Raw genomic sequence first — 13,684 nt, forward strand, 5'->3', positions numbered from 1 at the left:
CTACCTCTCGTCCATCTCATCGTCGCCGCCGACAACCGTTTCGCCCTGGAGGAAACCGGCGGGCTCGTTCGCGCTCGTACCGACCGGCACCTGCCCACCAAATTCTGCCCAACCACCATTGGATTGGACCTGCGTGAAGGGGATAATGGGCTTCGACAGCCACGCAACGGTGATTACGTCGGTGGGCGCGAAGACGGTGCCGCTGTGCCCGAGCCTGCTAAGGGCCTGCTGGAAGTCGAAGGCGGATCCACCCGGCTCGTTGAGCTTGCCGGACTTGCAGGCCAGCAGCTGGTAGGAAGCGGAGCCCGACTGCTTCTCCCACAAGGCATTGAAGAGAGCCGCCCTCGTGACGATCACAGCGAAGGCCGCGCCGCCGATCGACGTCTTCGTGCCGTCGGTCCGCGTGACTAAAAAGTCTGTCTCGGTGGCGTGCGTGTTGATAAGGATCGGGTCCTGACCGGGCTCGAGCGGGGTGTCCCAGGGCAACAGCACCGGTGTCTTGGCGGACGCCTCCCACTCCTCCTCCGACATGCCCCGCGCCTCATCCGTGCTGAGCGGACTTGAGTAGTTCACCTTGTCCTCGGTGCCACCGATCTTCGTCCACGTCTGCATGTGCGCGCGCTCAGATGAATTGTGGTGGAAGGTGATCCCGATCAGGTCGCCGTAGCTGTCCTTAAGCGCAAACGACTGGACCTCGCCCGGGTCGAAGCGGACCTCCTCCCCGGTGTCCATGTTCCTCCCGGAGACGACGTCAGCCGCCTGAGCATCGGCCATCGTCCCGTCCCGGAAATGCGCATCGTCCGCATATGCGACGGCTCTCCCGTCCGAATTCACCACCATGAGCGAACCGCCGGAAGAGATCATCGCCCACAAACCATCGACGCTGACCGACACAGCACGACCATCGGGCAACGGATCCACGTTCACCCAGGACACCGCCTCCACACCCGGAAAATCAGGCGTAGCGGCAGGCCACGCCGCGGCTCCGCCGAAATCCGCCGATGCCTGAGCATCGGACTCCGTCACCGTCCCGTCCCGGGAACCCGAGGGCGCGAACTCGGCCAGCAACTCCGGCATATCGTCCATCAGGAATGATTTCAGCGATACCGACGATCCACCGAAACCACGCGGCTTCGTCGCCCAGTCCTTGTACAACGGATTCGGATCCTCCGCAGGACCACGCAACTCCCGCACAAACTCCCGCGCATCCTCCACCCCGCCCCGCTCGTAGCGAGCAACCAACTCGTCGAGATTCCGCCGATGCTGAGCGACCAGATCCCGGTCAACGCCCCCGTAATGCAAGTTCATCCGCCGGGCGAGCTCATGCGCCTTCCGCTTCACCTCGTCAGAAACACCGGACCGCGACACCGCGTCAGTTCCCGCGAATCCGGCTTTCGGTTCTCCAGCCGCGACGTCGTCGCTCGACGTCTCGGCCGCCCGCTGCTTTCCCCCGGCCTTTTCCGACAACGGCCCGCTCGACTCGTTCCCGAGCCGTTGCGAGGAGCGAGCGTCGCCGGATGCCTTCCGGTCCAGGTCCGAGGCCACGGTCTTGAGACCTTCGGTCTGCGTTCCCTCGTCGGTGCCCGAGTGCGGGGTGCTATCGCTGCCGGTCGACGCCGACGACGCCTTGTCCGTCGTCGTGCCCGATTCGATACCCAACTGCTGGCCGGTCGTCTCCGTGCTACCGGAGGTCAGCTGCTGCGCCACCGTTCCCGTCGCGTTGTCCTTCTCGTCCGTTGAATCGAACGACCACGCGGTTCCGGATTCCTCCGCGTCCCAGGCGTTGTCCTCCTCCGTCGGCTCGAACATCCACGTGGTTCCGGATTCCTCTGCTTCCCCACCGCCGACGTTGGTTTCGTCCAGGGCGGGACCGGTGGGCTCGTTCGTGTTCTTGCCGACCGGCACCTTGCCATCGAATTCGGCCCAACCACCGTTGGAGAAGACCACCGTGAAGGGGCTGCTGGGCCCCGGCTTCGACCCGGTGGAGGCTACTTCGGTAGGCGCGAAGACGGTGCCACCGTGCCCGAGCTTGCTGAGGGCCTGCTGGAAGTCGAAGGCGGATCCGCCCGGCTTGTTGAGCTTGCCAGCCTCGCAGGCCAGCAGCTGGTAGGAAGCGGAGCCGGACTGCTGCTCGCACAAAGCTTTGAAGATAGCCGGCTTCGTGACGATCTTGGCGAAGGCCTCGCCGCCGACCGCCACCGTCGTGCCGTCGGTCCGCGTCACTTCCACGGTTGTCGCGGTGGCGTGGGCGTTGATGGTGATCGGGTTCTGACCGGGCCCGAGCGAGGAGTCCCAGGGCAGCGGCACCGGCTTCTTGGCGGACGCCTCCCACTCCTCCTCCGACATGCCCTGCACCGCATCCTCGCTGAGCGGACTTGAGTAGTTCACCTTGTCCGCGGTGCCGCCGATCTCCGTCCACGTCTGCACGTCCTCGCGCTCGTCCGCATCGCTGAGGAAGGTGATCCCGATCAGGTCGCCGTTGCTGTCCTTCAACTCCCACGACTGGACCTCGCCCGGGTCGAAGCGGACCTCCTCCAAGGTGTCCACATTCCGCCCGACGACCCACCCGGGTTCGGAGGCATTACTGGTGGACGGTTCCTCAGAATCTGTGTTGGGCGCCGATTCCTGCTGCGTGGCAGCCGATTCCTGGTCCTCATCGAGGTTCGAGGTCGGCGCCGTATCTTGCTCCAGCACCTGAGTGGAAAGGTCTGCCAGGTCCTGGATCGACGGATCCGCAACCGCCTTTGCCGCCGATGCCTGGTCGGCGGCAGCGGAGCTGAAGGTGACCATCGACGGCCCCGGCGTCGGTTCTGCCTGGGCGTCGTACATCGCCTCGTGCAGCCCGACCCACTGCTCGTGGTGGACTGGGGTGCCGTTGGACTCGGCCTGGATGGACGCCAGCGCGATCTCGTTCGGGACCGCTTGGTGTGGTGGCGCGGGGGTCGGCCACTGCTGCGCCTCGCGGGCCTTGATCAGGTCCGACAGCGTCACCGGGTGGCCGCTCCGCTTGGTGTGCGGGACGAGGTCGATCAGCTGGCGCCGTTCCCACGGGCGGACCTCGGCATCGTCGGCCAGGCCGAAGACCTGCCGAACCAGTGCATCGAGGTCTGTCACGCCGCTGCGCTGCTGGAGGTCGGCGATGCGGCGGACCGAGGTCAGCCAGCTCGGATCGTCGCCGCGGTCCGGGTCGAGCTGCCGTGCGGTGCGGACGATCTCGCGCATCCGGTCGATCTCCTCGGCGGTGACCTCGGTGTGCTTGCCGAGGTGTTTGCCCAGCGGGGTCGGGGCCCGGTGCAGTCCCGTGGTGCGCGTCAGCTCGGCGAGTTCCTGCGGTGTCGGATCGGGTTTGCCCGGGCCTGGTTCCGCGAGCTGCGCGTGCACCTTCACGACCGTGCGGATCGGCTCATCGTCGTCGAAGCCGAACTCGCTGCGTTGTGCGTGCAGGGCCGCCACATCGCGGACGCGGTGGTCGATCACGACCGGCATCGTGCCCACGTCCAAGCCCAACGCTGCGGCGTGCTTGCGCAACTCCTGGACGACGGCCGCACTGCGCTGCTCGCGCGCGCCCAGTTCGTCGGGCAGCGATTCCACCGTGATGTGGACCGGCGGCAGTGGCGCGCCTTGCTTGGCCAGCCACGCCGCGTTGCCGGCGAGCTTGCTGATGAACCGCTTCGTCTGCGTGGTCGCCAACTCGTCCAGTTGCGTGGTACCGGCACCGAACTCGACCTGCACCCGCTTGTCGTCGTGGTCCGGAATGACGGTCAGCACCAGGGCGTTGGGCTTGTCCCCGAGGTGCGATTCGCTTTCGAACAGCGACTCACCGGGCGCGCGGCCGAACATCTCGAACCACCACTGGTCCCCGCTGGTGCCGAGCTCCTCGCCGCTGAGCGCCATCAGCGCACGCACCGCGTTGCCCTTGGCCGCGGCGAGTTCGCCCTTGATCCGCTGCCGCTCCTGGTCCGCAGCGGGGCTCTCGCCGAGCTCGTCCAGGTTCTTCTGGTGATCGATGATCTCCAGCAGGCTTTTCGTGAACAACTCGCGGGATCCGGTGCCCTCGTTCGCCTTCGTCTTCTCCTTCGCCTTCTCCTCGGCGAGGACCTGTTCGAGTTCGTGCACCCGCGTTGCGTAGTGGGTGAGGTTCTCCTCCAGCACTGTGCGCAGGAACTTGTTGTCCTTCTCCCGCCGCCTGGTGTTCTCCAGCACGATGTGGTGCTGGCCGTCGGAGCTTTCCAGCACGACCGGCGCGAAGCGGTAGAACCGCATCCGCTCGACCCGGCGCCCCTCGTCGGAACCGGAGGAGAAGTCCAGCGAGAACCGGCGGCTGCCGTCATCGTTGGTGCCGTGTGAGATCGGCTGGATGAGATAGCCCTCGCCGACCCGCGGACGAGCGTGCTCGTTGATGCCCAGCTTCGCGGCCACCGAGCCTCCCCCACCGGTGCGGGAGAATGCCCGGCCGTAGCCTTCCCCCGGCGTCGGGGAGTCGTACTCCTGCTCGTCCCAGCCCCGGCGCACCTGTCCGGCGGCCCACTCGGCGTCGGCCAGCTCCGACGTGGTCGAGACCAGCGCGTCGGCCAGCTGGTGGGTGCCGGATATCTCCTTGTCGCTGGTGGTGTTGATCTTCGCCGTGGCGAGCTTGCCGGTCCCGCCCGCGCCGGGCGGGCGCGTGTCGTAGAGGACGGCGTGCGTGGGCGAGTCGCCAAGCACGTCGCGGGTGAACTCCTTGGAGATGTCCGAGACACCACCGTCCCCGAAGTCCGGCACCACCCGGTAGAGCCGCTGCATCTTCCCGCCGACGTTGAACTCGATGCCGGTGCTGTCGTCCACCTGCAACTTCACGCCCCCGCCGACGCGGTCGAGGTCGGCCTGCGCCCTCCGCACCACGTCCAGCGTCGCGAAGACCTCCTTGGCCCCGTGACCGTGCGCGGCGATGGCCAGCGTGCCGTCGCCGGAGATCCGCACCGGCGGGTGCTCATCGACCAGCACCGGCCGCGCCCCGAGGAACCGGGGGAAGGACTGGTCTCCCCCATCGATGATCTGCTCGTTGGTCCGATAGGCGAACGGCCCGGCAGCAAGCTTCTGCGCCGCCGCATCAGTGCCCAAAGGGGATCCGAACGTCTGATACTTGGTAGTGGTCCACGAAGCCGGTGCGGCACCGCGGTCCGACATCGAGCGCGGATGCTGGTCCTCGCCCCCAGCCTTCACCGAAGGCGCCTCCGTGCCGCCACCGGCGTTGGAGTGCGTCGGGGCGGAATCGTCCGCACTGACGAGACTTTCCCCGCTGTCCGGTTCCGATGTCGACCCGGCGCTGTCATCGGCCCAGTAGTCCGAAGTATCCGAACTCTCCCCGCCGAGCGAAGCTTCCCCGTCCGACGATTCGGAGATGTTCGCGGCCCGCGGATGGTCGACGGGCAGGGTGAGGACTGCCTCGGCGTTGTCCGCCCAACGCACGAACCCTTCGAGGTCGAGCATCTGGACGTGGTCCACCTCCGGATCAGCGACCGAGAACAGCCGGGTGCCGTCTTGGCGGACCGCCTGGACCAAGACCGGCTGCGCATGCACCCCGATCGTGGCCCGCACCGCGCCGCCACTGCCGTGAACGCGCTCCCACAGCGGCCCCGACTCGGTCCCGCCGGTGATCCGCACCTGCTCCCGGATCACATTGGGACTCATACCGTCCGACAACGCGGCGCGCAGGCCATCGAGCGCGGGCCCGTCCCACATCAGCATCGCGCTCATCGTGGTGCTCCACGCCCTGGTCAGCTCGGCCCACTGCTCGTGGTGAATGGGAGTGCCGTCGGATTCGGCCCTGACGAACTCCAGGGCCGTCTGCTCGATGCTGTCGAAGGAGTCGTGCGCCAGCTGCTGGAGCTCGCCGAACGCCTCCTGCGCCTGGACGAGGTGCTGGCGGATGAACTCGTCGACAGCATTCCCGCCGCGCGCCCGAGCCACCGCGGTTTGGTCGAACCCTGCGCTCAGCGCGTTCAACTGGTCTTCCAAGTGCCGCAGCACGGTGTGGCCGACCTGCAGCAGCCCGCCGACGGTCGGCATCGTGCCCGCCTGCAGACCGTGTTGGGCGAGTAGGTCGCGCCAGGCATGACCATCGGTTCCGAACAAGGCGTTACCGAGGGCCTCTTCGTTGTCCAGCAGCTGCTGGAAGATGGCACCGCGCCCTAGCTGCTCGCGCAGTTCAGGGTTCAGGTTCACCATCGACAGCTGCGTCAGCCGGCGGGACGGGCCCTGCTCCGGCTCGTAACCGGAGTGGCGCAGCAGTGATTCGCGCGCCCGGAACGGGTCCTTGCCCTGGCCAGTGAGGACCGCGATGTTGTCCAACAGCTCCTGCAGACCATGCGGGGAAAGCGGCTGCACCGCCAGTCGCTCGTGCCAGGTGCTGATGCCGTGCTGCGCCGAACCCGAGACCACCACATCCCGCACCGGCACCAGCGCCGCCGACAGCACGGCATCGGCGACCAGCGACTTCAGCCGCGCAACATCAAGGTCAGGCACCAAATCCAGGTTCGCGCGGATCTTCTGCAGCGCGCGCCCCAGCTCCGGCCGCGACAGGATCTCCGCCGTGTAGTCCTCAACCGGGCCGCTACCCGCCCACTCACCCAGCTCTGCACGCGCCTGCCCGAATCGCTGTACATCCAGGCCGAACGCGGCAAGCTCCTCGGCAACCGACACCTGCAGTTCCGGCCTGTCGTCGGGAAGCTCGGACGGCTCTGGCGACTCCGTTGCGTGTTGCGAAGATTCCGACGACGAGGCGTCCGATTCAATCGATTCGTCGGCAGTGGACCACCTATCCGATGTGGACGCCGACGATTCCGGTGGTTGCTGCGTCTTCTTCGTCGGGACCTCGTCCCGGAAGGGCCGGTCCGGCAGATCGACCAGGTCCATCGTGAACTTGTTCCTGCGAGCCCACTCCAGCATTCCTGCCGGGCTGTAGTGGTCGGGGTGGGACTTCTTCGGATCGTGCACCAGGAATGCCTGCTGCCCGTCGCGTTGGACCGCTTCCAGCCGGAGCATGTGAGTGGCCGATCCCAGCATCGCACCGCCGCTGCGGTGCACCCGCTGCCAGCATTCGGCTGCGCCGAACTCTTCGATCCACCGCGCGAACTCCACTTCCCGTCGCGGCAGCCCCTCGCCGAGCAGCGTGGTCTGCAACGCCTTTCCGAGGGAGATGTTGTCCACCGACGCGAATCGCCGGAACGGGCGGTCGAGCACCATGAGCAGCGCCGAGACACCCGCGCTCCAGCCCCAATGGCCGCCGATGAGCTTGTTGGTCAGCACGGGGATGGAATCCGGTCCCTGCGACGGATCGACGATGACCGACAGCTTCTGCATGGTGCGCCCCCACCGCTGGCTGAGCTCGGCCCACGCATCGGGGTTCCGGCTGCCGCTGTCTACCAGCTCCGAGGCGCGGCGCTCGATGTCGTCGAACACCTCCGCCGCCTCGTCGAGGCGGTCGGAAACCAGCTCGCGGATGGTCCGTCCGAAGATCTGGTCGCGTTCGTCGAGCACCCGCGCCCACTGGGCCGGCGGGTTGTCGATCAACGTCCGCACCTGGCCGGCGAGGTTCCGACCGACCAGCAGCAGTCCCGCCGTCGTCGACACCTTGCCGAGCACCTCCGTGTTGGCCACCGACGAGATGCAGGTGGCCAGGAAGCGCTGTTCGTCGTGCCCGCCGGAGGCGAACATCGACTCGACCAAGCTGTCCCTGGAGCTCAGCAGACTCTGGAACAGGTAATCGTCGCGCAGTTGCAGCCGCGCCTGCGGAATCAGGTTGACCAGGGATAGCTGAACCAGCCGCTGCGGCAGCTGGTCCTCCGGCCGGTAGCCGGAGTGCTCCAGCGCGGACCAAGCCGCGTCGAACGGGTCGGTCCAGCTCTTGAGGTTCTTGGCGATGTCCACCAGGACCGCCTCCAGGCGGTTCGGGATCAGCACCCGCACCGCCGACCGCTGCTGCACCGCCGCGTGATCGAGTCCGGCCAACGAATCCGGGGCCGACTCCCGGACCGGCACCAGCGACGCGGCAAGCACCGCATCCGTCACCCAGGCCCGCAACCGGCCACGACTGGTCTCCGGGATCCGGTCGAGGTTGGCGTGGATGACCTGCAGCGCCTCCTGAACACCGGGGTTCGCGGCGATGTCCAGCGAATGGTCCTCCAGGTGGCCGGTGCCGGTGAGTTCCTCGAACTCCGCCCGGACCTCAGCGACCCGCTGCGGATCCAAACCGAGCTCGATGAGGTCGTTCAGCGCCGCCTCGTTTCCGACACCATCAGGCTTCGCCGCGGTCTCGGTGCCGGGCTCGATGTGCGGATCAGCGTCGCTCGCCGGAAGATCCGCATGAGCCGCCAGCCCGGAAGAGAACAACGTGGATCCCGTCCACGCCTGGCTCACCCAGCCCGAGCTGCCTCCTGGAGCACGGCCCCGCCTGGCGAAGTACTCGGCACGTTCCCGCAAGTACCGGTCGTACAACGCGTCTGGATCGACCCCGGACTCCCTGAGCCCGGCCTCGGCGCTGTCCAACCGCGCCTGCGCATCCGCCAGCTGCGCCTCGGCCTCTTCGACATGCCGAAGCACCTCCGGCGCACTCCGCGATCCACCCGCCGCGGAACGGTCCAGCGTTGCCTCTCGTCCGTCGCGCTCCGCGCGAGTTCGCGCGTATTCCTGCCACGCCTGGTATTCCTCGGGCATCACCTCGCCGCCGAACACCCCTTGGAGGGTCTCCCGCCACTGAGCGTCGAACCCACCGATCTCCACACGCGAGGCCTGCGCCGGAAGGTTGTTCCCAATCGCGACAGGCTCGTCGGCATCGGGGGCCTGCCGGCGGTCCGTCGTCCCGGTCGGCTGGTCGTCGTGTTTGGGACGCTTCGACGTGGGATCGGGCTCGTCATCGGCGGGCCGTTTCGGCGGCCCGCTCGGGGGCGTGTCCCCCGGTCCGTCCTCGTGGAACTCCTCCAGGACGATGCGGGTGGACGGCGCGTTGCCGCCGGGGTCTGGGACGTGGTCCACCGACGCCACGCGGAACCGGGTGCCCAGCGGGAACCCGACGGTCAGTTCCTGTTGGCCGGGGATCACCCGGGCGGACCGCCATAAGCTGCCGGGTGCCGGGCGGTAGGCGATGTGGACCCCGCCCGCGGGCTGGCCGGGCGCCGTCGCGAAGACGAACCCCTGGTGTTCGAACACCATTCCCGGCACGAGCCCGTCGTGCATCTCCGGAATCGCCTGGTGGACTTCCCCTCCCGCGTAGAGCGGGAGCCGGCGCAGCCCGGTGTTGATGACAGAGGCGACAGCAGCAGCTTGGAGCCGCCCTTCGGTCAGATCCTCCTCGAAGTTCGGCCACACCTCATTGAGCCGACCTTGAACCGCGTCGTCGAGAGCCGCGAGTTGGGTGATCTGGTCTAGGCGAAGCATCGGACTGACATCGGCGGCCGGTCCCCAGCAGCGGAGCGCATCCGAGACCAGTTCGCTGCCGCGCTGGAGGTGGGCGTTCCATTCCCTCGCAGGCCACAGGCTCTGGTACTGCATGCCGTCGAACGAGATCGGCTGATATCCGGTCAGCACCCGGCCGCGCGGATCCTCTTCGCCCCGCCAACCCTCAAGCCACTGCTTGGCTTCGCGGAGCACGGCCTTCGGATTCGCGCCCGGCTGCGCGACCCGGTAGATCAGGCCATCCGGAATACGGCCGAACAGGGTGCTCATCTCCACCAGGTCGGCGGTGGTGAATGCATCGCCGTCCGCACCGGCGCGCGGCAGGTCGGCGAGGTTCGCGAACCCTACCAGCGCTCTCAGGTCGACGCCCGGGGAGTCCTGCAGCCCCGCGACCCGCTGCGCGGTGATCCCCAGCCGGTCGGCTGCCCAGCTGCGCAGCAACGTGCGCGGATCCAGCCCCTGCTGCCGCGCGATATCAGGGAATTCCCTTGGCTGCAGGCCGGTTTTCGCGCTGTGCTCGACCAGCAGAGCCCGATCGCCGCCGAGCCCGAGCCGGTCCGCGACGTCCACCAGCGCGCGATGGTCGAATCCGGCGGTACCGGACAGCTGCGCCAACCGCACCGGGTTGATCCCCAGCCGCTCCGCCCGCCACTGCGCCACCGCGTGGGCCGCGTGCTGCGGATCCGAGCGGGCCCATTGCCCCAGGGACGAACCGCGGGCTCGCAGGAACTGGCCGAGGTCGCCGAACTCCTCCATCCGCACATCCAACGAGTGGGCGCGCTCGGCGACGACCGGAACGAACACGCGGCTCCCATCCGGAGTGGTGGGCAACCCAGACCGCACCAAGCTCTCGTGCAGGCCCTGGACCCACTCGTCGACGTTCAGCGGGTTGCCCGCGCGGGCCTGGTTCGCCAGATCGGTGCCGAACACGAGCAGGTGTTCCGGGTTGCGCATGCCCAGCAGACGTGCCGCACGAACCAGCGTGGCACCGTCGGCTTCCGGCAGACCGAGCCGCCGAGCCAGGTCGGGGATCTCCTTCGGGACGCGGCCGATCGATGCGGCGTAGGAGATCAGCTCGATCGAGCGCGGGCCCATGCCGATCCGGGAACCGAGCCTCGCCAGCGCCTCGCCGCCGTCAGCGCCGAACACCTGCCGGTAGTCCCCCGCCTCGATGGACAGGGCGCTGGACACCCAACGGTGGACGTGGTCGCGCAATTCCTGGCCGCCCGGCGGCGTCGCGTCGAACGCCCGGAGATCGTTGCCTTCGTGTTCCAGCACACCGACCATGTCGTCCCACCGTTCGAGTTGGGCGACCTCGTCCATGCCCCGCAACTCGCGCAGCGTCACGCCAAACCTGTTCTCCGCCATCACCAACCCGTTGAGCACCTGCAGCGGCCCCAACCGCGTCGGGCCGTAGCCGGTCACCGCGGAGTTGTCGACGAACTGGAACAGCCACGCCCGGTCGGCGTCGGACTCCGCACCCAGCAGGGCAGCGGCATCGCGCAGGCTGCGCACGAACCCGTCGAACTGGCCGGGCGCGTCGGGTCCGACGAAGCCGCGCAGGAACGGCCGCAGGTGCAGCGGGTACACGCCCAGCTTGTCGGCCGCGTCGAACACCGCCTTCTTGGCGGCGATGGGCTCGTGCACCGGATGCGCCGTGCTGCCCAGCTCCGCCAGGATCATTTCGTGCAGCACCGGGTCCACCACGGCCAAGTCGAGTCCGGCATGCTGGGGCAGCTCCGGGTCGTGCTCGGCGTAGGCGGGCGCGTCTTCTCCGTCGCCGGGTTCCGGCTGGGAATCCGCCAGGTCGGGTACAGCTTCGCCCTCGTCGACCGACATGCTCTCGAAGTCCTGCGACGGCGTGAAACCGTCGTCGCCGACGTGCGGCGCGGCCGCCTCGGCCAACATGTGCAGTGCACCGGCCTCCGCGTCGTCGACCGACATGCTCTCAAGGCCCTCGGTCAACACCGTGTCGTCATCACCAACATCTGAACGTTGAGCATCCGGAAGCGACGCCTCGGACTGCACATCAAGTTCATCGGCCCCCTTGTATGCCGCGAGCACAGCGGCGCGCACTTCGTCCGTCGCCGCGTACAGGTCCTGCAAGGACTTGCCGTCTTCTTCCAGAAAGCGTTGCAGGCTCTGGTCGTCCCGCCATCCGTTGTGCTCCAGGCCGTCAACGACGTGCGCGAAGTCGGCCCACGCCGCGGGATTGGTGAGTCCGAGCTGCCGCAGCCGATTCGCCATCGCGTCGATCCAGACCTGGTGCCCGCCTCGGGGGTTCTCGAAGGCGATCAGGTCGTGCCGGAACAGCGTCGTCAGGTGCACCGGCTCGACGCCGAGTGCCGCTGCGGCTCGCAACAGGGTCGCGGCCTTCACCTCGACGCTGCGGGCCGACTGCGGGTCCCCGGGGCGCAGCAAGATCGAGGCTTCGCCACGGGTGTTGCGCGACAACTGCGGGATCTCATCGGGGATTCGGCCCAACTTCCGAGTCAGGGCAACGAGATCCGGCCTGGGGTCGTAGGACTTGCCGTGGAGCGCGGTCAACTCCGGTTGCGTCACGAGCGATTCCAGCCGAGCCGCATCGCGGCGTCCGAACCAGTCGAGGTCCGCCAGCCCGCTCCACCAGGTCGGCTCCGCGTTCCCGGCCCCGTCGAGACGAACATCGGGCTCTGCCAGCGAACGCCACCACTCGCCGGCCAACTGGCGGGCCCGCGCGTCCTCAGCACGCAGGTCGATGGGGGAAGTCCCGTGCTGTTCGACGAAATCACGGAAGTTCGCCAGTTCTCCCGGCCCGACCCGGCCCAGCGACCCGAACAGCGCCAGATCCCCGGGCTGGAACCCGAACTGCCGCATCCACGACCGGACCGCGTGCGCTGCGACCTGCTCCTGGTGCGGCGATGCGGACTGCCCCAACCACGGCAGGTCCACCCGCAATTGCTTCGGGGAGACGCCCAGCGCTGCCGCGACGCGGTACACGAGTCCCGGCCCGACCTGCCACGACGTCGAAAGGCTCTGCACGATCGGCGGGAAACCACCGAAGTTCCGCACCTCCCGGACGAAGTCCAGCGTCTGCTGGTCATCCAGCCCCGCCTGCCCCGCGAACTGCGCCAAAGTGACGGGATTGGCCCCATCCGGGAACGCCTCGTCCAGACCCACCCCCAGCCGCCAGCGGGCGACCGCGTCACGTCCCGCGTTGAGGTCCTGCGCGCGCAACCCCGGCAGATCCACGCCCGAGCGGTCGAGGTAACCCCGGAAGTCCACCAGATGGTGGGGGGCCAGGCGGGTCAGGATGCCCCGGAACCAAGGCAGATCCCCCGGTTCCAAACCGTAGTCGGCGAGCCCCTCGCTCACGGTGTCGGCCATCGCCCTGCGTTCCGCGGACGCCCCTGCCCACGGCCCGCCATATTCGGTCCACGTGTGCGGGTCCAGCAGATCCAGGTCGTCGGGGCTGACGTGCAGCAGGTCCGCCACGTCGTTGCGGAACGCCGTGTCGGCCCAGGCTTCCTGGACCTTGCGGGTGGAGTCCCGCCACTCCCGCACCAGCTCGGTCAGCTCCTCGTCGGAGAAGCCACCGATGTCGTCCAGCTCGGGCAGGCCGGTGTCCTCGGACAGATCGATGTGATCGCGGCCTTCGAGGAACCAGCCGAGGTCCTCCCACTCATGCGGTCCGACCGAAAGCCGGTGCATCCGCTCGAAGAACGCCCTGCCGTCCTCGTCGGCCGAAAGCCCGAACGGCTCGAACTGCTCCGTCAGCTGGTCGCGGAAGGTCCCCGTCACGGCGTACTCCCGGAGCTCACCCGGGTCCAGCCGGAGGTACTGGGCGAGGGAGTAGAGGTCCTCGATCGGGACCCCCCACTCCTCGGCGAGCCTCGGCAGCTCGGTCGGGACACGTCCGAGGTGCTGGCAGTAGGTGACCAGACCAGCGATCTCGGGCGTGGCGAACGGCTTATCGACCTGGCGGGCCAGGTCCATCAGCGCATCTGCGTCGAACCACGGTTCCCTGAGCAGCGCTCTGTGTTCCGGGCCGATGTCCAACACGGCATTGCGGGCATCCCGCCACCCCTGGTTCAGCCGGTTGATCACCCGCTGCCCCAGGTGCAGATCCGCCTCCAGGTCGGCCGGCCGCAGCCCGGCCTGCGACAGCCAGTGGATGTCCAGGACCCCGAGATCGGCGTCCGAGAGCAGGTCGAGCAGGTCCGGACTCAGTGCGTCGAACCAGTGCTCGTCCAGCAAAGCCAAGTCGGCCGGC

The 13,684-nt window shown here is 68.1% G+C and carries 1 protein-coding gene (only partly in view); it reads right to left on the bottom strand.

The window, feature by feature from the left end; translation table 11 throughout:
* Window positions 1-13,684 carry the final stretch of a hypothetical protein gene (locus AB0I53_RS25330; protein ID WP_358607635.1) on the bottom strand. 20,534 nt of this gene lie beyond the right edge of the window, so only the last 13,684 of its 34,218 coding nucleotides appear in the window; the start codon falls outside the window, past its right edge — the gene reads right to left on this strand; its stop codon occupies window positions 1-3.

Origin of the sequence: Saccharopolyspora sp. NPDC050389 (genome assembly GCF_040655595.1) — a bacterium.
In the GTDB taxonomy this organism is placed as follows: domain Bacteria; phylum Actinomycetota; class Actinomycetes; order Mycobacteriales; family Pseudonocardiaceae; genus Saccharopolyspora.